This is a genomic window from Pseudomonas sp. H3_E07, assembly GCF_054668895.1.
Map to the genome: position 1 here is coordinate 4,506,572 of NZ_CP162795.1, position 23,596 is coordinate 4,530,167.

A 23,596-nucleotide genomic window follows, 5' to 3' on the forward strand; every position below is an offset into this window, starting at 1 on the left:
GAACCATGAGTTTGCTCAGTATCGGGATGTCAGGGCTAAACGCCTCTCAAGGAGCGTTGTCGGTCTTGAGTAACAACATTGCCAACGCCAATACCTCGGGCTACTCGCGCCAGCAGACCACCCAGAGTGCGAGTGCGTCGAACCCGTATGGCGGCGTGTTCATCGGCAGCGGCACGACCCTGGCGGACGTGCGTCGGGTCTACAACGAATTCCTCGATGCGGCCTACCAGAACAGCACCGCGCTCAACAACGATGCCAAGGCTTATTCGAGCCAAGCCAGTGCCATCGACAAAACCCTGTCGGACAAGACCACCGGCATGTCTTCGGTACTCAGTGCGTTCTTCGCCGCGGTGCAGACCTCTGCGGCAAATCCAAGCGATGTTTCCGCGCGGCAGGTGTTGCTGACCAGCGCCCAGACGTTGAGCAATCGTTTCAACTCGATTTCGACCCAACTGAACCAGCAAAAAGAGTCGATCAACGGCCAGTTGAAGACCATGAGCGATCAGGTCAACCAGTTGACCTCTTCGATTGCCTCCCTGAACAAGCAGATCACTCAGGCGCAGGGCTCAAGCAACAGCGCTCCGGCGAACTTGCTGGATGCACGTAATGAGGCAGTACGTTCGCTGAATGAGTTGGTGGGCGTCACTGCCGTCGAAAAGAACGGTGTATTCAGCGTCAGTACCGGCACAGGCCAGTCCCTGGTGCTGGGTGATCAATCCAACAGCATTTCAGCGGTGCCGAGTTCGAGCGACCCTAGCCAGTACACCATCCAGCTCAATGCAGGCGGCGGGACCTCAGTGGACATGGGTAATGTACTCAGCGGCGGCAGTATTGGCGGCTTGCTGCGTTATCGCAGCGATGTCTTGATGCCTGCCATCAATGACCTGGGGCGTATCGCAATCGTAACTGCGGACACGATCAACAGTCAGCTGGGCCAGGGCGTTGACCTGAACGGTGACTTTGGTTCGTCCTTGTTCAAGGATATCAACAGCGCCGCTGCCATTGCGCAACGTAGCGTGGGCGCGGCGGGTAACAGTGCTGGCTCCGGTAACCTGAATGTGACCATCAGTGATACCAGCAAGCTGACCCCCTACGACTATAAAGTCACCTTCACCAGCGGCAACAACTACACGGTGATGCGTTCCGACGGCAAGTCCATGGGGGCGTTCGACACCACTACCACGCCGCCGCCGGTTATTGATGGTTTCACCCTGGCCCTGGATGGCAAGGGGCCGATGGCCGCAGGCGACAGCTTCAAGGTCAGCCCTACTGCCAACGGCGCCACCAACATTGGCACCGATTTGAAGGACGCAAATAAGATCGCGTTCGCCGGGCCGTTGCTGGGTGAGGGCAGCAAGACCAACCAGGGCACCGGCACCTTTACGCCGCCAACCCTGACGGTGCCTATCGATATTCACGGTGGTGCCAATACCGCTCAACTGCGAACCGGCATTGAGCACTCGATGCCGGTAAAAATGGTGTTTGGTAAGCCCGCGGCTGACGGTACTCAGGCCTACACGGTCAACGATGCTCAAGGTAATCCAATCGGCACGGGCAGCATCATTCCGGGCCAAACCAACAAGATCACCATTGATGTGCCGATGCGTGACGCCAACGGTGCGCTGGTGGTGCCGGCCAAGAGCTTCAAGTTTGATACCGCTGTCGGTGGGGCACCCGCCGATGGCGACAGCACGACCTTTTCTTTCAATGCTTCGGGCAAGTCGGATAACCGTAACGCCCAGGCGTTGCTTGACCTGCAAACCAAGGCCACCGTCGGCCTGGCGGATGGTAGCGGTGGAGGCGTGAGCCTGGTAGCGGCCAACAGCCGGTTGGTGTCAACCGTCGGCGCCAAGGCGGCTTCGGGGATTACCGACACCACCGCCACGGGCGCACTGCTCAAGGCCAACCAGGATGCACGCAACTCGGTATCCCAGGTCAATCTGGATGAAGAGGCCGGTGACATGATCAAGTTCCAGCAGTACTACACCGCGTCGTCGCAGATCATCAAAGCTGCGCAAGAAACCTTCAGTACGCTGATCAATAGTCTTTAAGGGAGCCTGGGACGATGCGCATTTCTACCGCACAATACTTCGAAACCACTTCCGCCAAGTATTCGGATAACTACTCAAGCGTCGTGAAGGCCCAGAACCAGGCCAGCACCGGAGTGCGCGTTGAAACTGCCTCCGATGACCCGGTCGCGGCAGCGCGCCTGTTGATGCTGCAGCAACAGAAAGACATGTTGAGCCAGTTCAACGGCAACATCACTAGCTTGAAGAACTCGCTGACCAACGAAGAAAGCGTGCTGGGCTCGATCAACGACGCGCTGCAGAAAGCCAGTGAGCTGGCCTTGCGTGCGGGCGGCTCGCTGAGCGATGCCGATCGCAAGTCGATTGCCGGCGAAATTGGCGCGATAGAGGATCAAGTGCTGGGCTTGCTCAACAGCAAGGATGCGTCGGGCAACTATCTGTTCTCCGGGTCCAAGACTGCGACCCCGCCTTATAGTCGCAACAGCGATGGCACCTATACTTACCAAGGGGACGAGACCCCATTGAGCCTGCAGGTTTCGGATACGCTGAAGATCCAGGCGGGCGATACCGGCAAGAGCATCATGGGGGGAGCGGCGAATTCGGGTCGCACCCAGGCTACCTGGATAGCACCACCGATCGTCCCGCCGGCGACGGCGCCGGTGCCGAACGACAATAAAGTCTCGTTGTCGGCAGGTCTGGTGACATCGGGCACTGACTACACCAAGCAATTTGCCGACGGCCAGCCTTACAAGTTGACCTTTACCAGCAGCACCCAATACAAGGTCTCCGACAAGAACGGTAACGACATCACTTCGGAAATTCCGGGTAATGGTACTTTCGACTCCACCAAGGAAGGCGGTTCCAGCGTGAACCTGCGCGGCGTGAAGTTCGATATCACGCTGGACCTCAAGGATGTTGCGTCGGGGCCGAACGCGGATGCTCTGGTTAAGGACCGTTCGTTTAGTCTGGCCGCCAAGCCGGACACCTTCAGTGTGTCGCGTACTCCAAGCAACCCATCCACTGCGCAGTTGACCAATGCCTCGGTGACCAATCAGGCGGCGTATGCCAGCACATTCCCGGCGAACAGCGGTGCGGTGATCAAATTCACCTCTGGTACTGCGTACGAGGTGTATGCCCAGCCCTACACGGCTGACAGTAAAGCCATTGCTACAGGTGACACGGGAGGCGGCACGACGGTCACGGCGGCCGGGGTGACGTTTGATGTCAGCGGTACACCGCAAAGCGGCGATCAATTCGCAGTCGCTGCAACGACGCAGAAGACTCAGAATGCACTGGATACCCTCAGCCAGCTGCGCCATGCCCTGGAGCAACCGGCCGACGGTAATCCTGCGGCGATGATCAAGCTCAAGGATGCCCTGGATGCTTCCATCGCCAACTTTGGTAATACCCGTACCCAGGTCGATAATGTCCGCGGGTCCATTGGCGCGCGGCAGAATGCACTGGATATTCAGACCAGCGAGAACACCAGCATCGGCCTGGCTAACACCAGCACCATGAGTGATCTGGGCAATATCGATACGGCTCAAGCCGCAATCAACCTGACCTTGCAGCAAACCATGCTGCAAGCCTCCCAGTTGGCCTTCGTGAAAATCTCGCAATTGAGCCTTTTCAACAAGATGTAAGTGGCTCTACGTCAAGCGGCCCGCTCTGGAAACAGGGCGGGCCGTTGTCGTTTCTGGGGCTTAATTGTTTGAAGGTTTTGCACAAAGCACACAAAATTGAGTGACCTGTGAGTCATAAAGCGCATCTTCACTGTATCGTATGAAAAGGATAAGTCGTCACAGGGTCCTTGCGAGGCGGCTTTCAGCGAGATTTTTATGGGGTTATCCCCTTTATTGTCAGCACTCCGGGCGTAGTCCCAGGGGTGTTCTCCAGCTATTTAGTATTGGGAAGCCACAATGATTGGCATAAAAAGCATCGCCAGTTACGTGCCGGCAGACGGGATCGATAACTACGCCCAGGGTGCCAAATTCGCCAAGGATGAAGAGTTCATCATTGGCAAGATCGGTTCGGCGTTCCTGCCGCGCAAGGAAGCCGCGCAGGAAACCTCCGATCTGTGTGTCGAGGCGGTCAACGCTTTGTTTGCCAATAACCCGGATCTGAAGCGCGAGTCCATCGACGCGCTGATCGTCGTCACCCAGAACGGCGATGAAGAAGGGCTGCCGCACACGGCTGCCATCGTCCAGGACAAACTCGGCCTGCCGACCCACGTGGCAGCCTTTGATATCTCCCTGGGCTGCTCCGGCTACGTCTACGGCATCTACGCGATGAAAGGCTTCATGGAAGCCGCAGGCCTGAAAAACGGCCTGCTGATCACCGCCGACCCGTATTCGAAGATCGTCGACCCGGAAGACCGCAACACCACCATGCTGTTCGGCGATGCCGCCACCGCCACCTGGATGGGCGAAGACGCACCGTGGTTGCTGGGCAAGTCGAAGTTCGGCACCGACGGTTCCGGTGCACCGCACCTGAAGGTCAGCGACGGCGTGTTCTTCATGAACGGTCGTCAGGTGTTCAACTTCGCTTTGCTCAAGGTGCCGGCTCACCTGCATGAGCTGCTCAATGAGTCGGACCTGAAGGCTGATGAGATTGATGCCTTCTGCATTCACCAGGGCAGTGCAGCCATTGTCGACGCTGTGGCGCGTCGTTTTGAAGATGCACCGGTGGACAAGTTCATCAAGGACATGGTCGAGACCGGCAACACCGTGTCGTCGAGTATTCCATTGCTGCTGGAAAAGCACGTGATGGACGCCACCTGGAAACGCGTGGCCATCAGCGGTTTTGGTGTGGGCCTGTCGTGGGGTTCGGCGATTCTCTATCGCCCTTGATGCCTTGATAGCTTCAACAAAAAAACGCCGAGGGTCGAATGACCCTCGGCGTTTTTTATTTGGCGCCAGAAAACCCAATGAAATCGGCGTTTCGGGCCTGCGTAAACCCTTGAATTGCAAGGGGTGGCACGGCGCCAGTAAAAAAATTCAAAAAAATCCTCAAGCAACCGGCTACCACGACGATAACTATTACGTAGGTTCTCAGGCCACACCCGGCGGTTGCCAGGGCCGGAAGCCGCAGTATCCATCCAACGAGGATTTCGTCATGGCTTTAACAGTAAACACCAACATTGCTTCCATCACTACCCAGAACGGCCTTGGCAAAGCGGCCAACTCGCTGCAAACCTCCATGCAGCGTCTGTCCACTGGTCTGAGCATCAACAGCGCTAAAGACAACGCTTCGGGCCTGCAGATCTCCAACCGCCTGACCAGCCAGATCAACGGCCTGGGCCAAGCTGTAAAGAACGCCAACGATGGCATCTCCATCGCGCAAACCGCTGAAGGCGCAATGCAGGCTTCGACCGACATTCTGCAAAAAATGCGTACCCTGGCTCTGTCCTCGGCCACCGGCTCCCTGAGCGACGCTGACCGTACTTCCAACCAGGAAGAATACCAGGCGCTGACTTCGGAACTGACCCGTATCTCGCAGACCACTACTTTCGGTGGCCAGAAACTGCTGGACGGTTCGTACGGCACCAAAGCTATCCAGGTTGGCGCTAACGCTAACGAAACCATCAACCTGTCCCTGGACAACGTTGCTGCTAACAACATTGGTTCGCAGCAAATCAAGAGCGTGGGCGTTGCACCTAGCGCTTCGGGTGTTGCTGGCGGCGTGATCGGTATCACCGGTAACGGCCAGACCAACAGCGTAACCGTAGCTGCCGGCAGCTCGGCCAAAACCATTGCCAGCCAACTGAACGGCGCTGTAGGTGGCCTGAGCGCTTCCGCTAGCACTGAAGCTCAGTTTGTAGTCGGCGCTGCTGCCAAGACTGCACCGGCTACTTTCTCGATGACCGTTGGTGGCCAAACCACCACCTTCACCGGCGTGACCGACACCGCCAGCCTGGCCGACCAACTGAAGTCCAACGCTGCCAAACTGGGTATTAGCGTTAACTTCGACGAAGCCAAGCAAAGCCTGTCGGTTAAATCCGACTCCGGTGAAAACCTTGAGTTCAGCGCTGCAACCGCCGCTGGTTCGATCACTGTTGCGACCAAAGACGGCAGCGGTAGCTACGGTAGCGCCGTGGCCATCGCCAACGGCTTGAAAGCCACTGGCGCGGTGAACCTGGATTCTTCCAAAGGCTACGCTCTGAACGGCGCTGGTGTAACTGGTCTGTTCGCTGCTACTGGCACCGCCGCTGCTTCGGCCAAGACTTCTGTTGCTCAAACCGACGTGACCAGTGCCTTCAACGCACAGTCCGCCATCGCTGTAATCGACAAAGCCATTGGCGGCATCGACAGCGTACGTTCGGGCCTGGGTGCTGTTCAGAACCGTCTGACCACAACTGTAGACAACCTGACCAACATTCAGAAGAACTCCACCGCTGCACGTTCGACTGTACAAGACACAGACTTCGCTGCTGAAACAGCCGAGCTGACCAAGCAACAAACCCTGCAGTCGGCGGCTACCGCGATCCTGTCGCAAGCCAACCAACTGCCATCCGCTGTACTGAAGCTGCTTCAGTAATAACGGCGCTTGGTAACTGACGGAAGGGCGCGTTTACGTGCCCTTTCGTCTTTTCGGTTTTAGAGGAGATTGGACATGGATATGAGTGTAAAGCTAGCCTCGTCTTATCCACCGGTTGCACCTCAAAGCGCACCCGTCCCGGCAGTTGCGGACAAAGACAAAACCAGGGTCGAGGCGATTGTGCCGACCACCGGTGAGCCTGAGCGGGCTGACCTTGAAAAAGCAGTCACTGATATTCGAGAATTCGTACAAGCGGCCCAGCGCAAACTGGACTTTTCCATAGATGATTCCACCCATCGGGTTGTGGTCAAGGTTATCGCCACTGAAAGTGGTGAGGTGATTCGCCAGATCCCGTCGGAAACTGCCTTGAAGTTGGCACAGAGCCTGGCGACTGCCAGTCACGTGTTGTTCGACGAAAAGGTCTGAGCTGGCATGAAACTTGTTGCGCTGACGGATTGAAGTGTTGTTCGTCAAGAAAGCGGCAACAATCGAATTAGGAGAAAGACGATGGCGAGTACCACGGTTAACGGTGTTGGTTCGGGTATCGACATTCAGGGCATTGTGAAGTCGCTGGTGGACGCTGATCGTGCGCCCAAGCAGACCCAGATCAACACCCAGTCACAGAAAGCAACTACTCAGCTGTCGTCGATCGGCAAAATTCAGTCGGCTTTGGATGCGTTCCGGGGCGCAATCAAAAGCATGACTGATGACAATAGTTTCAGTGGCTTGACGGGTACGTCATCGAACGAGAAGGTCGCCACCATGACGACGGGGAAGGGGGCAGCCAACGGCAGCTTCAACCTAGTGGTCAACCAATTGGCCCAGCCTTCCAAGTTGTCGACCACAACGCTGACGGGGGGCGCCTCTACGGTGGTCAACAAGGGGGATACGGCCACGACATTATCCATCTCCCAGTCGGGCAAGAAGTTCGACGTGAGTGTTCCGCCAGGTGCAACCTTGCAGCAGGTGCGTGACTCGATTAACTCGCAGTTTGGCACCTCCGGCCTGAGTGCCAACATCGTGACCGATGCCAGTGGTTCGCGCATGGTATTGACCTCTACCACCGGCGGTGTGGGATCGGATCTTACCCTTTCGGGCAACTCGGGTATCGATACCGGTTACAAAGTGATCGATGAGCCCAAGAATGCCGAGTACACGATTGATGGTGTTGCCTATACGGCCAAGACCAACAACATTACGGATGCGGTCAGTGGCGTCAGTATCAAGCTGCTTTCGGTATCTCCGCCAGTCAGCAGTACCGACCCCACCAAGGCGGTCACGACTATTTCTGTCTCTACCAGTACCGCCGCGCTTAAATCCGGGGTCAAGGGTTTCGTCGATAGCTACAATGCCCTGCTCAAGGCGATGAATGCTGAAACCAAGGTGACGAAGGATGCTGCGGGTAACTCCGTGTCGGCTACTCTGACTGGTGATGCGAACATGCGCTCTTTGCAGAGCGCCCTGCGTTCCGAGTTCAATGCCTTGTCGGGGAACGGCCAGTTCAAATCCTTGGCACAATTTGGTATCGGCACCGATTCCAATACCGGTCTGTTGACCATGGATGACAAGGCCTTTGACAAGGCCGCCTTGACCAACGCAGCTGACATCAACAGTATGCTGGGCGGCAAGGACGGCTTGTTGGCCCGCATGACAGCTGCGACAGACGGCTATGCAAAGCCGACCACTGGAGTCTTCGCGACGCGCTCAAGTGCACTCTCCGACAGCCTCAAGAAGCTGACCAAGGATCAGTCGGACCTGGACGCTCACGTCCAGGACCTGACCGACAGCCTGACTCGCAAGTACGCGGCCATGGACTCCCTGGTCGCCCAGCTGCGCCAGCAGAGCAACAACATCATGGGTACTCTCAACGCGCTGAACAACCAGAAAAACAGTTGATCGCGCGCCCATGAAAAAGCCCAGGTCCATCGGCCTGGGCTTTTTTCTTAGAAAGACCATCGGGTTAAAGTTTTTTGCGGCCCAGTCGACACAATGGTTACTGAAATCCTTTTCGCTGTTACCTGTCACGAGGTAGAACCATGAATCCCATGAGAGCCCTTCGCCAATACCAGAAGGTCAATTCCCATGCCCAGATCTCCGAAGCCAGCCCGCATCGCCTGGTGCAAATGCTGATGGAGGGCGGGCTCGACCGCATGGCACAGGCCAAAGGCGCATTGGCTCGTGGGGACATCGCACAAAAGGGCCTGATGCTCGGTAAGGCCATTGATATCATCATTGGGCTGCGTGATGGCCTGGATGCGGAGAAGAGCGAAGATCCGGCTTACGTCCAGCAATTGGAAAGTCTGTACGCGTACATGACCAACCGTTTGATGGAAGCCAATCTGCACAACGATGCCAGCATGATCGACGAAGTCGCTCGGTTGCTGATTACTGTGAAAGAAGGCTGGGATGCCATTGCACTACCACAAGGTGCCGCACAATAAGGCCATCGGCCTTGAGGAATACATCATGAGCCACGCACTGCAACGCATAGACGAAACCCGCGAAGCCCTGATCGGCGCGCTGGCGGAACGGAACTGGGACGCCATCGGCGAACTCGACCTGGGCTGTCGCAACGTGATCGAGGAAGTGCTCAGCGAAGCGCCAGTGAACGAGGACGTGCTGCGAGAGAAGTTGGAAAGCTTGCTAGTGGTGTATCAGCAGTTGCTTGAGGTGACGACCGGCGAGCGCCAGGCGATTTTTGAAGAGATGTCGCTGATCAACCGAGCTAAAAACGCGTCAAAGGTTTACCATCTGTTCGGCTGAATGGGCTCAGTTGGTCCGAACGGTGCGTCATATATTTGACTGTGCCAGCATTTTTGACTTAACTAGTGCTGTTTTCAGATTTCAGACGTCTAGTAAGGTACAAAGTCTTACAGGCGCCTCGATTGCCCTCACTTCGGGGCATGAAGTTTTACTAGGGAAGTTGCTATTGCATGTGGCGTGAAACCAAAATTCTGCTGATTGATGACGATAGCGTCCGCCGCCGCGATTTAGCGGTGATTTTGAATTTTCTCGGCGAAGAAAATTTGCCCTGCGGCAGCCATGACTGGCAGCAGGCGGTCAGCTCATTGTCATCGAGCCGTGAAGTCATTTGTGTGCTGATCGGGACGGTAAACGCTCCTGGCGCTGTTTTGGGCTTGTTAAAGACACTGTCAACCTGGGATGAGTTCCTTCCCGTGTTGCTAATCGGCGATATTTCTTCCGTCGAACTGCCCGAAGACCAGCGCCGCCGGGTGCTTTCCACCCTGGAAATGCCCCCCAGCTACAGCAAATTGCTGGATTCCCTGCACCGTGCCCAGGTCTATCGCGAGATGTACGACCAGGCCCGCGAGCGCGGCCGCCACCGCGAACCCAACCTGTTCCGCAGCCTGGTCGGCACCAGCCGTGCCATCCAGCACGTGCGCCAGATGATGCAGCAAGTGGCTGATACCGACGCCAGCGTGCTGATCCTCGGCGAGTCCGGCACCGGCAAGGAAGTGGTTGCGCGCAATCTGCACTATCACTCCAAGCGCCGCGACGGGCCGTTCGTGCCGGTCAACTGCGGGGCGATCCCGGCGGAACTGCTCGAAAGCGAATTGTTCGGTCACGAGAAGGGCGCCTTTACCGGGGCGATCACCAGCCGTGCCGGGCGTTTTGAATTGGCCAACGGCGGTACGCTGTTCCTCGACGAAATCGGCGACATGCCGCTGCCGATGCAGGTCAAGCTGCTGCGTGTGTTGCAGGAGCGTACCTTCGAGCGCGTGGGCAGCAACAAGACCCAGAGCGTCGATGTGCGCATTATCGCGGCGACCCACAAGAACCTTGAAAGCATGATTGAGGTCGGCAGCTTCCGCGAAGACCTGTACTACCGCCTTAACGTGTTCCCGATCGAAATGGCTCCGTTGCGTGAGCGCGTGGAAGACATTCCGCTGCTGATGAACGAACTGATCTCGCGCATGGAGCACGAAAAGCGCGGTTCGATCCGCTTCAACTCCGCCGCGATCATGTCCCTGTGCCGCCACGGCTGGCCGGGCAACGTGCGCGAGCTGGCCAACCTGGTGGAGCGCATGGCGATCATGCACCCCTACGGCGTGATCGGCGTGGTCGAGTTGCCGAAGAAATTCCGCTACGTCGACGACGAAGACGAGCAACTGGTCGACAGCCTGCGCACTGACATGGAAGAGCGGGTGGCCATCAACGGCCATACCCCGGACTTCGGTTCCACCGCCATGCTGCCGCCGGAAGGCCTGGACTTGAAGGACTACCTCGGCAACCTCGAACAGGGCCTGATCCAACAGGCTTTGGACGACGCCAACGGTATCGTCGCCCGTGCCGCCGAGCGCCTGCGTATCCGTCGAACCACCTTGGTGGAGAAGATGCGCAAGTACGGCATGAGCCGCAAAGAAGGTGACGAACAGGCGGATGATTGACGCCTGTTTTTCAACTAACTGAAAAATAAGGTTATTTTTTTCGGCACGGGTATTGCTACAGCCCTCGCAACGTTCCGTTTAACTGACGGTCAGCCAAGCGAGAGAGCATGATGCCCCACGCCGCCCAACATTCTTCCAGCTCTGCCATCGCGGGGCTCGTTCCGTCTGTAGAACAGCAAAGCCGCCAGGGCCTGGAACAGGCCTTTTCGCAGTTCAGTCAGATGTCCAGCCAATTGACCGACTCTTACAGCTTGCTCGAAGCCCGGGTGTCCGAGCTTAAAGGCGAGCTGGCCGTGGTCAGTGCCCAGCGCATGGAAGAGTTGGCCGAGAAAGAACGCCTGGCCAATCGTCTGCAAAACCTGCTGTCACTGTTGCCCGGTGGCGTGATTGTCATCGACGAAGAGGGCCGCGTGCGCGAAGCCAACCCGGCCGCCTGCGACATGCTCGGCTTGCCCCTGGAAGGCGAGCTGTGGCGGCATGTCATCACCCGCTGCTTTGCCCCCCGTGAAGACGACGGTCACGAAATTTCCCTTAAGGATGGCCGCCGCCTGTCCATCGCCACCCGTTCCCTGGACGCGGAGCCGGGCCAGTTGGTGCTGCTCAACGACCTGACTGAAACCCGTCACCTGCAAGACCAGTTGGCACGCCATGAGCGATTGTCGTCGTTGGGGCGCATGGTCGCTTCTTTGGCGCATCAGATCCGCACACCGCTGTCGGCGGCCTTGATCTACGCCAGTCATTTGACTGATGAGCAATTGCCCGCCGCCACCCACCAGCGTTTTGCCGGCCGCCTCAAGGAGCGTCTGCATGAGTTGGAGCATCAGGTGCGCGATATGCTGGTGTTTGCCCGTGGCGAATTGCCGCTGACCGACCGCATCACGCCGGCGGGGTTGATGCAGGCCCTGCAAGCGGCGGCTGCACCCCATATCCAAGACGTCCAGGTGCGCTGGCAATGCGACAGCCATCTCGGTGAACTGCTGTGCAACCGCGACACCTTGGTCGGTTCACTGCTCAACCTGATCGAAAACGCCACCCAGGCCAGCGGCCCGGGCGCGCGGCTCAAGGTGCACCTGTACAACCGCGGGCAAAACCTGCGCTTGTGCATCAGCGACAGTGGCAGTGGTATCGAACCTGCCGTGTTGCAGCGTCTGGGCGAACCCTTTTTTACCACCAAGACCAACGGCACCGGCCTGGGCCTGACCGTGGTCAAGGCAGTGGCACGCGCCCATCAGGGAGAATTGCAGCTGCATTCCCGTGTTGGGCGTGGCACCTGTGCATTGATGACCTTGCCGCTGTTTTCCGGCGCGGCAAGCGCGGAGTAGAAAGGTTATGGCTATCAAGGTTCTGTTGGTGGAAGACGATCGCGCCCTGCGTGAAGCATTGGCTGACACGCTGCTGCTGGCGGGCCATGACTACCGGGCGGTCGGTTCTGCCGAGGCTGCCTTGGAGGCGGTGGAGCAGGAGTCCTTCAGCCTGGTGGTCAGCGATGTGAACATGCCCGGCATGGACGGTCACCAATTGCTCGGCCTGCTGCGTGCGCGCCAGCCGCAATTGCCGGTGTTGCTGATGACCGCTCACGGCGCCGTTGAGCGTGCGGTTGACGCCATGCGCCAGGGGGCGGCGGATTACCTGGTCAAGCCATTCGAGCCGAAAGCGTTGATCGAGCTGGTCGTGCGGCATGCCTTGGGCGTGATCCCGCCCAGTGACGGCGAGGGGCCGATTGCCTTCGAGCCGGCCAGTGCACAATTGCTGGAACTGGCGGCCCGCGTGGCGCGCAGCGATTCCACCGTGTTGATTTCCGGCGAGTCCGGCACCGGCAAGGAAGTGCTGGCGCGCTACATCCATCAGCAATCGACCCGCGCCAAGCAACCCTTTATCGCCATCAACTGCGCGGCGATCCCCGACAACATGCTCGAAGCCACGCTGTTCGGTCACGAAAAAGGCTCCTTCACCGGCGCCATCGCAGCCCAGGCGGGCAAGTTCGAACAAGCTGACGGTGGCACCATCCTGCTCGATGAGATTTCGGAAATGCCCCTGGGCCTGCAAGCCAAGTTGCTGCGGGTGTTGCAGGAGCGTGAAGTGGAACGCGTCGGCGCCCGCAAACCGATCCAGCTGGATATCCGTGTGGTTGCCACCACCAACCGTGACCTGGCGGGCGAAGTGGCGGCGGGGCGCTTCCGTGAAGACCTGTTCTACCGCCTCTCCGTATTCCCCCTGGCCTGGCGGCCCTTGCGCGAGCGCCCGGCGGACATCATTCCGCTGGCCGAGCGTCTGCTGAACAACCACGTCAAAAAAATGAAGCATGCCCAGGCGCGGCTGTCGGCCGAGGCTCAGGCCTGTCTGATCGCATACCCGTGGCCGGGCAATGTGCGGGAATTGGACAACGCCATCCAGCGCGCGCTGATCCTGCAGCAGGGTGGCTTGATCCAGCCCCAGGATTTTTGTTTGGCGATGGGCAGCGGTGCGGCGCCGTTGCCGACTCTGGCGCCCACGCCTGTGGTGGTCGAAGCCGAGACCGCCGGTGCCTTGGGCGACGACCTGCGTCGCCGCGAATTCCAGATGATCATCGACACTCTGCGTTCCGAGCGCGGCCGCCGCAAAGAGGCTGCCGAACGCTTGGGCATCAGCCCGCGCACCCTGCGCTACAAGCTGGCGCAGATGCGCGACGCCGGGATGGATGTGGAAGCGTATCTATTCGCCACATAACCGGTAACAAGGTCGACAAGGTTTGTCGCCTTTTCTTACGAGTTGATACAGAGCTGGCACCCTTGTTGCTACTTCCCTAGTAATTGCGGCGTAGCGTCAAAAAACATGCGGGTTGTCGGAGAGAGAAGTTCATGAGCCAGGGTATTGAGTTCAATCGGTTGATGTTGGATATGCGCGCCATGCAAATGGATGCCATGGCTCAACCGAAATCCGTCGCGCCAGCGCCGGAATTGGGCCAAAGCAGCTTCGCCGATATGCTCGGTCAGGCCATCAACAAAGTCAGTGACACCCAGCAAGCCTCCAGCCAGTTGGCCAATGCCTTTGAAATTGGCAAAAGCGGCGTGGACCTCACCGATGTGATGGTCGCCTCGCAAAAGGCCAGTGTTTCCTTCCAGGCGCTGACCCAGGTGCGTAACAAGCTGGTTCAGGCCTATCAAGACATCATGCAGATGCCGGTTTAAGGACGAGATTTAAGTCATGGCAGAAGCACTCGTGGACAACGCACCCGCCAAGGCAGATGGCAAGCCGCCGCTGTTTGGCCTGTCGTTCCTGGAAAACCTCTCCGAAATGACCATGCTGCGTCAGGTGGGCCTGATGGTCGGCCTGGCCGCCAGCGTGGCGATTGGTTTTGCCGTGGTGCTGTGGTCGCAGCAACCTGATTACCGGCCGCTGTACGGCAGCCTGGCGGGCATGGACTCCAAGCAGATCATGGAAACCCTGGCCGCCGCCGACATCGCCTACACCGTGGAGCCCAACTCCGGGGCGCTGCTGGTCAAGGCCGACGACGTGGCTCGTGCACGCATGAAGCTTGCCGCCGCCGGCGTGACCCCGTCCGACAGCAATATCGGTTTTGAGATCCTCGACAAGGATCAGGGCCTGGGCACCAGCCAGTTCATGGAAGCCACCCGCTACCGCCGTGGCCTTGAAGGCGAGCTGGCACGCACCATCTCCAGCTTGAACAACGTCAAGGGCGCCCGCGTGCACCTGGCCATCCCGAAAAGCTCGGTGTTTGTACGCGACGAGCGCAAGCCCAGCGCCTCGGTGTTGGTTGAACTGTTTGCTGGCCGCTCCCTGGAGCCTGGCCAGGTTCTGGCGATCGTCAACCTGGTCGCCACCAGCGTGCCCGAGCTGAGCAAATCGCAGATCACCGTGGTGGACCAGAAGGGCAACCTGCTGTCCGACCAGGCGGAAAACTCCGCGCTGACCCAGGCCGGCAAGCAGTTCGACTACAGCCGTCGCGTCGAAAGCATGCTCACCCAGCGTGTGCACAACATCCTGCAACCGGTGCTGGGCAACGACCGCTACAAGGCCGAAGTGTCGGCCGATGTGGACTTCAGCGCCGTCGAGTCGACCTCCGAGCAATTCAACCCGGACCAGCCTGCCTTGCGCAGTGAGCAGTCCACCAGCGAACAACGCACCGCCGCCAATGGCCCGCCGCAAGGTGTGCCGGGCGCATTGAGCAACCAGCCGCCAGCCCCGGCTTCGGCGCCGCAAACCACCGGTGGCGCTACTGCCAGTGCTGGCGCGATTCAGCCAGGCCAGCCACTGCTGGATGCCAACGGCCAGCAAATCATGGACCCGGCCACTGGCCAGCCGATGCTCGCCCCGTACCCGGCGGACAAACGTAACCAGTCCACCAAGAACTTCGAGCTCGACCGTTCCATCAGCCACACCAAGCAACAACAGGGTCGCGTCAATCGCCTGTCGGTGTCGGTGGTGGTGGATGACCAGGTCAAGGTCAATGCCGCTGACGGCGCCGTCACCCGTGCGCCATGGAGCGCCGACGAATTGGCGCGCTTTACCCGTCTGGTGCAGGATGCTGTGGGTTTTGACGCCAGCCGTGGTGACAGTGTCAGCGTGATCAACATGCCGTTCTCCGCCGAGCGTGGCGAAGTGATCGCTGAACCGGCGTTCTACTCGCAGCCGTGGTTCTGGGACATCGTCAAGCAAGTGCTGGGTGTGTTGTTCATCCTGGTGCTGGTGTTTGGCGTGCTTCGCCCGGTGCTCAACAACATCACCGGCAACGGCAAAAAACAGCTGGCCCTGGCCGGTGGCGACGTCGAGCTGGGCGGCATGGGCGGCCTCGACGGCGAACTGGCCAACGACCGTGTCAGCCTCGGCGGCCCGCAAAGCATCCTGTTGCCAAGCCCGAGCGAAGGCTATGACGCTCAGTTGAACGCAATCAAGAGTCTGGTGGCAGAAGACCCGGGCCGTGTGGCCCAGGTCGTGAAAGAGTGGATCAACGCAGATGAGTGATAATCGAGCCGCTGTTGCCAAGCTCACCAAGGTCGACAAAGCCGCAGTCCTGCTGCTGTCCCTCGGTGAAACCGACGCCGCCCAAGTGCTGCGCCACATGGGGCCCAAAGAGGTTCAACGTGTGGGCGTGGCCATGGCGCAGATGCGCAATGTGCACCGCGAACAAGTCGAGCAAGTGATGAGCGAGTTCGTCGAGATCGTCGGCGACCAGACCAGCCTGGGCGTCGGCTCCGACAGCTACATCCGCAAGATGCTCACCTCGGCCCTGGGCGAAGACAAGGCCAACGGCCTGATCGACCGCATCCTGCTCGGTGGCAACACCAGCGGCCTCGACAGCCTGAAATGGATGGAGCCCCGCGCCGTTGCCGACGTGATCCGCTACGAACACCCGCAGATCCAGGCGATCGTGGTGGCGTACCTGGACCCCGACCAGGCCGGTGAAGTCCTCGGCCACTTCGACCATAAGGTGCGCCTGGACATCATCCTGCGCGTGTCGTCGCTGAACACCGTACAGCCGGCAGCGCTGAAAGAGCTCAACACGATTCTGGAGAAGCAGTTCTCCGGCAACTCGAATGCCTCGCGCACCACCTTGGGCGGTATCAAGCGCGCGGCCGATATCATGAACTTCCTCGACAGCTCGGTCGAAGGCCAGTTGATGGACTCGATCCGCGAGATCGACGACACCCTGTCCGGCCAGATCGAAGACCTCATGTTCGTGTTCAACAACCTCTCCGATGTCGACGACCGTGGCATCCAGGCGTTGCTGCGCGAAGTGTCTTCCGACGTGCTGGTGCTGGCCCTCAAGGGCTCGGACGAAAACGTCAAAGAGAAGATCTTCAAGAACATGTCCAAGCGTGCCTCGGAACTGCTGCGCGACGACCTGGAAGCCAAAGGTCCGGTGCGGGTCAGCGACGTGGAAACCGCGCAGAAAGAAATCCTCACCATTGCCCGCCGTATGGCCGAAGCCGGAGAAATCGTTCTCGGCGGGAAGGGCGGCGAAGAAATGATCTAAGGCGCCTTTCATGTCGAACAAAGATGAGGCGCCCAGCGATCTGATTCGCGCGCGGGACGTCGGTGGGTTCGACATCTGGTCGTTGCCCAGCTTCGATCCACATGTGCCCGAGCCTGAGCCTGAACCGGTTGAAGAGCCGCCGGCGGAAATGGAAGAAGTGCCGCTGGATGAAGTCCAGCCACTGACCCTCGAAGAATTGGAAGCTATCCGCCAGGAGGCCTACAACGAGGGCTTCGCGGCGGGTGAAAAAGATGGTTTTCGCAGCACCACTCTCAAGGTCCGTCAGGAAGCCGAGGAGGCGCTGAGCGCCAAATTGGCCAGCCTGGAGCGCTTGATGGGCGGCCTGTTCGACCCCATCGCCGAGCAGGATTCGCAGATCGAAAAAGCCATGGTCGAGCTGGTGCAGCACATCGCCCGCCAGGTGATCCAGCGTGAGTTGGTGCTGGACTCCAGCCATATCGAAAGCGTGATGCGCGAAGCCCTCAAGCTGCTGCCCCTGGGTGTCGGCAATGTACGGCTGTACATCAATCCCCAGGATTTTGAACAGGTCAAAGCCCTGCGCGAACGCCATGAGGAAACCTGGCGCATCGTCGAGGACGCGTCGTTGCAGCCCGGTGGTTGTCGAGTCGAAACCGAGCACAGCCGCATCGATGCCACGGTGGAAACCCGCATCAGCCAGATCATGGCCAAGCTGCTGGATCAGGCCCATGAGCAGGTGTTGAACCCCGCCGAGCCAGACCTGAGCGTGGACCTGGACGCCCCCGATGCGCCTTGATCGCACCAGTTTCGCCAAGCGCTTGAGCGGTTACGCCGAAGCCGCAGAGTTGCCTGGCCAGCCGATCCTTGAAGGACGCCTGTTGCGCATGGTCGGCCTGACCCTCGAAGCCGAAGGCCTGCGTGCTGCCATGGGTAGCCGTTGCATGGTGATCAACGACGACAGCTACCACCCGGTGCAGGTCGAAGCCGAAGTCATGGGCTTTTCCGGCAGCAAGATTTTCCTGATGCCCGTGGGCAGCCTGGCGGGCATTGCCCCCGGCGCGCGCGTGGTGCCCTTGGCCGATACCGGCCGCCTGCCGATGGGCATGAGCATGCTCGGCCGCGTGCTTGATGGCGCCGGTCGCGCGCTGGATGGCAAAGGCGGCATGAAGGCCGAAGACTGGGTGCCGATGGATGGCCCCACCATCAATCCGCTCAACCGTAACCCCATCAGCGTGCCGCTGGACGTGGGCATCCGCAGCATCAACGGATTATTGACGGTCGGCCGCGGCCAGCGTCTGGGCCTGTTTGCCGGTACGGGCGTGGGTAAGTCGGTACTGCTGGGCATGATGACGCGCTTTACCGAGGCCGACATCATCGTGGTGGGGCTGATCGGTGAGCGGGGCCGCGAGGTGAAGGAATTCATCGAGCACAGCCTTGGTGAAGAAGGCCTCAAGCGTTCGGTCGTCGTCGCTTCCCCGGCGGACGATGCACCACTGATGCGTTTGCGCGCCGCCATGTACTGCACACGCATCGCCGAATACTTTCGTGACAAGGGCAAGAACGTGCTGTTGCTGATGGATTCGCTCACGCGTTTCGCCCAGGCCCAGCGGGAAATCGCCCTGGCCATCGGTGAACCACCGGCCACCAAGGGGTATCCGCCCTCGGTGTTCGCCAAGCTGCCCAAGCTGGTGGAACGTGCCGGTAATGCCGAGGCGGGCGGGGGCTCGATCACGGCGTTCTATACCGTGCTGTCCGAAGGTGATGACCAGCAAGACCCGATTGCTGACTCGGCGCGGGGTGTGCTCGACGGCCACATTGTGCTGTCGCGGCGTTTGGCCGAAGAGGGGCATTACCCGGCCATCGATATCGAAGCGTCCATCAGCCGGGTGATGCCGGCGGTGGTGACGCCGGAGCATATGATTCGCGCGCAACAATTCAAGCAGTTATGGTCGCGCTACCAACAGAGCCGCGATCTGATCAGCGTCGGCGCCTACGTGGCGGGCGGCGATCGCGACACCGACCTGGCCATCGCCCTGCAACCGCAACTGGTGACCTACTTGCGCCAAGGCCTCAACGACAAGATCAGCATGGGTGAAAGCGAAGCGCACCTGCAGTCGATCTTCGCCCCGGCGCCGGGCGGCTAAGCCATGGCCAACAGCCGCGCCGCACGCCTGGCTCCGGTGGTGGACATGGCCGAAAAGGCCGAGAAAACCGCCGTGCAGCGCCTGGGTTACTTCCAGGGGCAGGTGCGCTTGGCCGAGAGCAAGCTGGGCGACCTGGAGCGCTTTCGGGGCGAATACCAGCAACAGTGGATCGAGCGTGGCGCCAAAGGTGTGTCCGGCCAATGGCTGATGGGCTACCAGGGCTTTCTCAACCAACTGGAAACGGCTGTCGGCCAGCAGCGCCAGAGCCTGGCGTGGCACCAGAACAACCTCGATAAAGCCCGCGAAAGCTGGCAAGCCGCGTTTGCCCGGGTCGAAGGCCTGCGCAAGCTGGTGCAGCGCTATATCGACGAGGCGCGGGCCATCGAAGACAAGCGTGAACAGAAGCTGCTCGACGAACTCTCCCAACGCATGCCGCGCAAAGACGTCTATTGATAGTTGCCCATGGCGCCTTCTCCTGCTAAACCTTGTGTCATTGCCAATGACAAGGAAGCAGTCGCATGTCAGTCGAGTCAGACGTATCCCTGGATGGGAAGAAGTTAACGATCGTGGTCAAGGGCCGGTTCGATTTCGGCAGCCACCAGACGTTTCGTGATGCCTACGAACGGTTTTACAAGGTTCCCGAGTCGTACGTCGTCGACTTGAAGGAAACCACCTACATGGACAGTTCGGCCTTGGGCATGCTCCTGCTCCTGCGTGACCACGCGGGTGGCGACCAGTCGGAGGTCAGGGTGGTCAATAGCAACTCAGACGTGCGCAAGATCCTCGCCATCTCCAACTTCGACAAGCTGTTCGACATCAGTTGAGCGCCCTGGCCCCGGTCCTTGAACCGCTGACGATCCTGATCGCCGAAGACAGCGCCGCCGATTTGCTGTTGCTGTCGACCATCGTGCGGCGCCAAGGTCACCAGGTACTCACGGCCACCAATGGCGCTGAAGCGGTCGACGTGTTTAGCCGTGAGCGCCCGCAACTGGTGTTGATGGATGCCCTGATGCCGGTGATGGACGGCTTTGAGGCGGCACGGCGGATCAAGCAGTTGGCGGGTGAAGAGTTGGTGCCGCTGATTTTCCTCACCTCCCTGCGCGAGAGCGAAGCGCTGGCCCAGTGCCTGGATGCCGGCGGTGATGACTTCCTGCCCAAACCCTACAACCAGCTTATTCTCGCGGCGAAGATCAACGCCATGGACCGCCTGCGTCGGTTGCAGGCGACGGTCTTGCAGCAGCGCGACCTGATCGCCAAGCATCACGACTATCTCCTGCATGAGCAGCGAGTGGCCAAGGCGGTGTTCGATAAGGTCGCGCATTCGGGCTGTATCAATGCCGCGCCGAATATTCGCTACCTGCAATCGCCCTATGCGCTGTTCAACGGTGACCTGTTGTTGGCGGCCTACACGCCGTCCGGTGATATGCACGTGCTGCTCGGCGACTTCACCGGCCATGGCCTGCCGGCAGCGGTGGGGGCCATGCCTCTGGCGGAAGTGTTCTATGGCATGACCGCCAAAGGCTATGGCCTCGCGCAGACCCTGCGGGAGATGAACGCCAAACTCAAACGCATCCTGCCGGTGGACATGTTCTGCTGCGCCACCCTGTTGTGTCTGAGCACGCAGCGACGGGTGGTGGAGGTATGGAACGGCGGCATGCCCGAAGGCTACAGGCATGAAATCGCCACCGGCCGGCGCACGCCGCTGGAATCGCGGCACTTGCCGTTGGGGGTACTGTCGGCGCAAGCCTTTGATGATCGTACTGAAGTCTGGCCCATGGCCCTGGGTGACCGGGTGTTCCTGCTGTCTGATGGGGTGTTGGATACCGCCGATGCCAACGATCAACTGTTCGGCGCTGAACGCTTGCAACAGGTGTTTGCCGCCAATCGCGAGCCTGATCGTTTATTTGAAGACATCGAACAGGCCCTGGCGGCGTTTCGCGGTGAAGTGCGCGATGACGTGAGCATGGTGGAAATCACCTTGCAGCCTGACCAGCAACTGCGCGCCACGGGGCCGTTGTATGCGGACAGCGGGCAGTCGTGTCCGCTGGATTGGTCGGTGAGTTTCGAGTTTCGCGCCGAGACCTTGAAGCGTTACAACCCGTTGCCGTATCTGCTGCAACTGTTGTTGGAGATTCATGGGTTGCGTGAGCAAAGTGGGGCGCTCTACAGCGTGATGGCGGAGCTGTATTCCAATGCCCTGGAGCACGGCGTCTTGGGTCTGGACTCTCGGCTCAAGCGTGACGCCCAAGGGTTTGCCGAGTATTACCGTCAGCGTAATGACCGCCTCGCGCAACTCAATAGCGGGTATATACGGGTGCATGTGCAGGTGGTGCCGATCGGGGCGGGTGGGAAGATGACCCTGCGCATTGAAGACAGCGGTTCGGGGTTTGATGTGGAGCAGGTGCTGGCGCGGCCGCTGGATATCGACCGTCTGTCTGGCCGGGGCTTGAGTCTGGTACGGCAGTTGAGCAGCGAGGTAGGCTGGTCGGATGGTGGGCGTAGTGTGTGCGTGGAGTTTTCCTGGGAGGCTCTGGCATAATCCGCCGATTCTTGATCAAGGAGCGAGCAAGTGGTTGATCTACATCTGGACCCGGCGGTGTTGTCGGGTTTGCAGGAAGTCATGGAAGGCGAGTATCCGAAGTTGCTTGATACCTTTCTCGATGATTCCCAGAAGCGCGTCGAGGCGCTGCGCAAGGCGCGGGATGATGCGAAGGCGTTGGGGCGGATTGCGCATAGTTTCAAGGGGAGTAGCGGTAACCTTGGGGCGGTGCGGTTGGCGCAGTTGTGTCAGCGGCTGGAGGTTGAGTCGGTTGAATCCACTACGGATTTGGGGGCGCTCGTGGATCAGATTGATCATGAGTTTGCGTTGGTTAAGCCGATGTATGAGTCGGAGCGGCAGCGGTTTGGGGTTTGAGTCGCTGTAAGCGCGAAACCCTAAGCGGCCATTACCGAAAAAATGGATATTTACTCGGTCGATATACCAACCTGGCCCAACTCTTGCTCTACCTCCAGATACTGCATCCCCGACCCCTATGCAGTGGAGACCTTTACCTATGCCAGTCGCCCCGAATTCGCTCCTTCAGGCTGCCCCCGCGGCCAAGCCTCAAGCGCCCGCCGCCAACCCACCGGCAGTGGCAGCGGACCCACGGGACAAGGGCCCTGGCTTCGCTCAAGTGTTTGCCAGCCAGGGTTCCAAGCCCACGGCCAAGGCCGACGACAACGCGCCCAAATCCACCGCAGGCAAGCCTTCCGACGCCAGCGCCAAGCCGGCAGCGGGCAACGACAAGCCTGCCGCCAGCACACCAGCCGTTGCCGATAGCGGCAAACCCTTGCCTGCCACCCCTCCGGCCAACACCGACGACAGTGCCAGCAAGGATGACGACGCGCCCGCCGACCCTTCCCTGGTGCAGCAGCCCCCGGTGGACCCGGTCGTCGACCCTGCATTGATTGCCACCGTCACCCCGGTGGCCGTGCCGGTGCCGGTTGAAACCCCAGCGCCTGTCACCAACAAGGATGAAAAAGCCCTGCCGGTGGTGGCGGCGCCGGTCGCTGCGACTGAGGAGGCCAAGCCGGCCTTCGATCCAGAGGCCGATCCCTTGGACGCCATGCCCGCCGTGCGCCTGGCGATGGAGCAGGGCGGTCACGTGTCGGCCAGCAGTCAGGCCCAGGCAAAAACCGCTTCGGCACCGACTCAGGATCAACCCACCGCCGCACAGAACTTTGCCGCAGGCCTGGCCACTATGGTCGACCAGCAAGCCACCAAGGACAGCACTGACCAGGGCGGTGACAAGGCTTTCAGCGGGCTGATCGACGACGGTCTCAAGGACCTGAAGAACGCCAGCAGCGACACCCGTGTCGATGACTTCGCCAACCGTCTGGCCGCGTTGACGCAAGCCGCCACGCCGAAGACCGCCAACGCTTTGCCGCCGGTGACCAATGCGCCATTGGCCATGCACCAGAGCGGCTGGACCGACGAAATCGTCAACCGCGTGATGTACCTGTCCAGCGCCAACCTCAAGTCGGCGGAGATCCAGTTGCAGCCGGCTGAACTCGGTCGCCTGGACATCAAGGTCAACATGACCGCCGACCAGCAGGCCCAGGTCAACTTCATGAGCGCCCATCCGGTGGTACGTGAAGCGTTGGAAAGCCAGTCCGGCCGTTTGCGGGAGATGTTTGCCCAGCAGGGCATGGGCCAAGTGGATGTGAACGTGTCCGACCAGTCCCGTGGCCAAGAGCAACAGCAGCAACAGGCCCAGACCCGTGGCGTGAGCGGCAGCGGCGGGCGCGGTGGTGATAACAGCGACAGTGGTAGCCACATTGATGTGGCTGAAGCCGTGGCGCCGGTCACCTCAACCGTAATCGGCTCCAGCGCCGTCGATTACTACGCCTGACTCGAGCCCTGCACAGGCCCAAATGTGGGAGCGGGCTTGCTCGCGAAAGCGGTGTATCAGTCGCTGAATCAGTCGACTGACCTACTGCTTTCGCGAGCAAGCCCGCTCCCGCATGGGACCTGTTCCATGGCCAATA

21 protein-coding genes are annotated in these 23,596 nt (G+C 59.8%); all 21 read left to right on the forward strand.

Features of this window, described 5'->3' with window-relative positions; translation table 11 throughout:
• Positions 1-5: 5 nt before the first annotated feature.
• The 21 genes from flgK (at position 6) to AB4O08_RS20810 (ending at position 23,460) form a co-directional block, all read left to right on the forward strand.
• Complete coding sequence (gene flgK, locus AB4O08_RS20710) at positions 6-2,051, forward strand: flagellar hook-associated protein FlgK (RefSeq protein WP_029529075.1); 2,046 nt, start codon at positions 6-8, stop codon at positions 2,049-2,051.
• Positions 2,052-2,065: 14 nt separating this feature from the next.
• Positions 2,066-3,670, forward strand: coding sequence for a flagellar hook-associated protein 3 (locus AB4O08_RS20715; protein ID WP_042571868.1), 1,605 nt, complete (start codon positions 2,066-2,068; stop codon positions 3,668-3,670).
• Between the two features lie 276 nt (positions 3,671-3,946).
• Positions 3,947-4,876 (forward strand): ketoacyl-ACP synthase III, encoded by a 930-nt coding sequence (locus AB4O08_RS20720; protein WP_010208730.1) that lies wholly within the window; start codon positions 3,947-3,949, stop codon positions 4,874-4,876.
• A gap of 265 nt (positions 4,877-5,141) precedes the next feature.
• Positions 5,142-6,563, forward strand: coding sequence for a flagellin N-terminal helical domain-containing protein (locus AB4O08_RS20725; protein WP_029529076.1), 1,422 nt, complete (start codon positions 5,142-5,144; stop codon positions 6,561-6,563).
• A gap of 75 nt (positions 6,564-6,638) precedes the next feature.
• Entirely contained in the window at positions 6,639-6,989 is a 351-nt protein-coding gene (locus AB4O08_RS20730; RefSeq protein WP_010208733.1) for a flagellar protein FlaG, read from the forward strand.
• Between the two features lie 81 nt (positions 6,990-7,070).
• The gene (gene fliD / locus AB4O08_RS20735; RefSeq protein ID WP_010208734.1) at positions 7,071-8,459 is read left to right on the forward strand and encodes a flagellar filament capping protein FliD; all 1,389 of its coding nucleotides are present in this window, start codon (positions 7,071-7,073) and stop codon (positions 8,457-8,459) included.
• A 140-nt stretch (positions 8,460-8,599) separates the two neighbouring features.
• Positions 8,600-9,004 carry a flagellar export chaperone FliS gene (fliS, locus tag AB4O08_RS20740; RefSeq protein WP_010208735.1) on the forward strand — a complete coding sequence of 135 codons (405 nt, stop codon included), beginning with the start codon at positions 8,600-8,602 and terminating at the stop codon, positions 9,002-9,004.
• A 25-nt stretch (positions 9,005-9,029) separates the two neighbouring features.
• Positions 9,030-9,326 (forward strand): hypothetical protein, encoded by a 297-nt coding sequence (locus tag AB4O08_RS20745; protein ID WP_010208736.1) that lies wholly within the window; start codon positions 9,030-9,032, stop codon positions 9,324-9,326.
• A 170-nt stretch (positions 9,327-9,496) separates the two neighbouring features.
• Positions 9,497-10,972 carry a sigma-54 dependent transcriptional regulator gene (locus tag AB4O08_RS20750; RefSeq protein WP_010208737.1) on the forward strand — a complete coding sequence of 492 codons (1,476 nt, stop codon included), beginning with the start codon at positions 9,497-9,499 and terminating at the stop codon, positions 10,970-10,972.
• A gap of 110 nt (positions 10,973-11,082) precedes the next feature.
• Positions 11,083-12,294 carry a sensor histidine kinase gene (locus AB4O08_RS20755; RefSeq protein ID WP_031290412.1) on the forward strand — a complete coding sequence of 404 codons (1,212 nt, stop codon included), beginning with the start codon at positions 11,083-11,085 and terminating at the stop codon, positions 12,292-12,294.
• 7 nt (positions 12,295-12,301) lie between these two features.
• Positions 12,302-13,678: a sigma-54-dependent transcriptional regulator gene (locus AB4O08_RS20760; protein WP_021490840.1), complete on the forward strand. Its 1,377-nt coding sequence runs from the start codon at positions 12,302-12,304 to the stop codon at positions 13,676-13,678.
• 131 nt (positions 13,679-13,809) lie between these two features.
• Positions 13,810-14,139, forward strand: a complete 330-nt coding sequence (gene fliE / locus AB4O08_RS20765) for a flagellar hook-basal body complex protein FliE (protein ID WP_010208741.1) — start codon at positions 13,810-13,812, stop codon at positions 14,137-14,139.
• 16 nt (positions 14,140-14,155) lie between these two features.
• Complete coding sequence (fliF, locus tag AB4O08_RS20770; protein WP_010208742.1) at positions 14,156-15,934, forward strand: flagellar basal-body MS-ring/collar protein FliF; 1,779 nt, start codon at positions 14,156-14,158, stop codon at positions 15,932-15,934.
• Complete coding sequence (gene fliG / locus AB4O08_RS20775; RefSeq protein WP_010208743.1) at positions 15,927-16,946, forward strand: flagellar motor switch protein FliG; 1,020 nt, start codon at positions 15,927-15,929, stop codon at positions 16,944-16,946. The genes fliF and fliG overlap by 8 nt, the downstream gene beginning before the upstream one ends.
• A 10-nt stretch (positions 16,947-16,956) precedes the next feature.
• A complete protein-coding gene (gene fliH, locus AB4O08_RS20780) occupies positions 16,957-17,721 on the forward strand; it encodes a flagellar assembly protein FliH (protein WP_042571867.1) in 765 nt (254 codons plus the stop codon).
• Entirely contained in the window at positions 17,711-19,069 is a 1,359-nt protein-coding gene (fliI, locus tag AB4O08_RS20785; protein ID WP_010208746.1) for a flagellar protein export ATPase FliI, read from the forward strand. The genes fliH and fliI overlap by 11 nt, the downstream gene beginning before the upstream one ends.
• Positions 19,070-19,072: 3 nt before the next feature.
• Positions 19,073-19,522 (forward strand): flagellar export protein FliJ, encoded by a 450-nt coding sequence (gene fliJ / locus AB4O08_RS20790; RefSeq protein ID WP_010208747.1) that lies wholly within the window; start codon positions 19,073-19,075, stop codon positions 19,520-19,522.
• Positions 19,523-19,587: 65 nt separating this feature from the next.
• Positions 19,588-19,893, forward strand: a complete 306-nt coding sequence (locus AB4O08_RS20795; protein WP_010208748.1) for an STAS domain-containing protein — start codon at positions 19,588-19,590, stop codon at positions 19,891-19,893.
• Positions 19,890-21,608, forward strand: coding sequence for an ATP-binding SpoIIE family protein phosphatase (locus tag AB4O08_RS20800; protein WP_010208749.1), 1,719 nt, complete (start codon positions 19,890-19,892; stop codon positions 21,606-21,608). Before AB4O08_RS20795 ends, AB4O08_RS20800 begins: the two co-directional genes overlap by 4 nt.
• 30 nt (positions 21,609-21,638) lie before the next feature.
• Positions 21,639-21,983 (forward strand): Hpt domain-containing protein, encoded by a 345-nt coding sequence (locus tag AB4O08_RS20805; RefSeq protein ID WP_010208750.1) that lies wholly within the window; start codon positions 21,639-21,641, stop codon positions 21,981-21,983.
• A gap of 139 nt (positions 21,984-22,122) precedes the next feature.
• Complete coding sequence (locus AB4O08_RS20810) at positions 22,123-23,460, forward strand: flagellar hook-length control protein FliK (protein WP_106119530.1); 1,338 nt, start codon at positions 22,123-22,125, stop codon at positions 23,458-23,460.
• Positions 23,461-23,596: the final 136 nt, after the last annotated feature.

Excerpts from the sequence above, each read along its gene's own strand:
- AB4O08_RS20720 (WP_010208730.1), top strand. The coding sequence starts at position 3,947 with ATGATTGGCATAAAAAGCATCGCCAGTTACGTGCCGGCAGACGGGATC.
- AB4O08_RS20795 (WP_010208748.1), top strand. The coding sequence starts at position 19,588 with ATGTCAGTCGAGTCAGACGTATCCCTGGATGGGAAGAAGTTAACGATC.
- fliE (WP_010208741.1), top strand. The coding sequence starts at position 13,810 with ATGAGCCAGGGTATTGAGTTCAATCGGTTGATGTTGGATATGCGCGCC.
- fliI (WP_010208746.1), top strand. The coding sequence starts at position 17,711 with ATGCGCCTTGATCGCACCAGTTTCGCCAAGCGCTTGAGCGGTTACGCC.
- fliS (WP_010208735.1), top strand. The coding sequence starts at position 8,600 with ATGAATCCCATGAGAGCCCTTCGCCAATACCAGAAGGTCAATTCCCAT.
- fliF (WP_010208742.1), top strand. The coding sequence starts at position 14,156 with ATGGCAGAAGCACTCGTGGACAACGCACCCGCCAAGGCAGATGGCAAG.
- AB4O08_RS20725 (WP_029529076.1), top strand. The coding sequence starts at position 5,142 with ATGGCTTTAACAGTAAACACCAACATTGCTTCCATCACTACCCAGAAC.
- AB4O08_RS20745 (WP_010208736.1), top strand. The coding sequence starts at position 9,030 with ATGAGCCACGCACTGCAACGCATAGACGAAACCCGCGAAGCCCTGATC.
- flgK (WP_029529075.1), top strand. The coding sequence starts at position 6 with ATGAGTTTGCTCAGTATCGGGATGTCAGGGCTAAACGCCTCTCAAGGA.
- fliH (WP_042571867.1), top strand. The coding sequence starts at position 16,957 with ATGTCGAACAAAGATGAGGCGCCCAGCGATCTGATTCGCGCGCGGGAC.
- AB4O08_RS20755 (WP_031290412.1), top strand. The coding sequence starts at position 11,083 with ATGCCCCACGCCGCCCAACATTCTTCCAGCTCTGCCATCGCGGGGCTC.
- AB4O08_RS20715 (WP_042571868.1), top strand. The coding sequence starts at position 2,066 with ATGCGCATTTCTACCGCACAATACTTCGAAACCACTTCCGCCAAGTAT.
- AB4O08_RS20730 (WP_010208733.1), top strand. The coding sequence starts at position 6,639 with ATGGATATGAGTGTAAAGCTAGCCTCGTCTTATCCACCGGTTGCACCT.
- fliG (WP_010208743.1), top strand. The coding sequence starts at position 15,927 with ATGAGTGATAATCGAGCCGCTGTTGCCAAGCTCACCAAGGTCGACAAA.
- fliD (WP_010208734.1), top strand. The coding sequence starts at position 7,071 with ATGGCGAGTACCACGGTTAACGGTGTTGGTTCGGGTATCGACATTCAG.
- AB4O08_RS20810 (WP_106119530.1), top strand. The coding sequence starts at position 22,123 with ATGCCAGTCGCCCCGAATTCGCTCCTTCAGGCTGCCCCCGCGGCCAAG.
- fliJ (WP_010208747.1), top strand. The coding sequence starts at position 19,073 with ATGGCCAACAGCCGCGCCGCACGCCTGGCTCCGGTGGTGGACATGGCC.
- AB4O08_RS20760 (WP_021490840.1), top strand. The coding sequence starts at position 12,302 with ATGGCTATCAAGGTTCTGTTGGTGGAAGACGATCGCGCCCTGCGTGAA.
- AB4O08_RS20750 (WP_010208737.1), top strand. The coding sequence starts at position 9,497 with ATGTGGCGTGAAACCAAAATTCTGCTGATTGATGACGATAGCGTCCGC.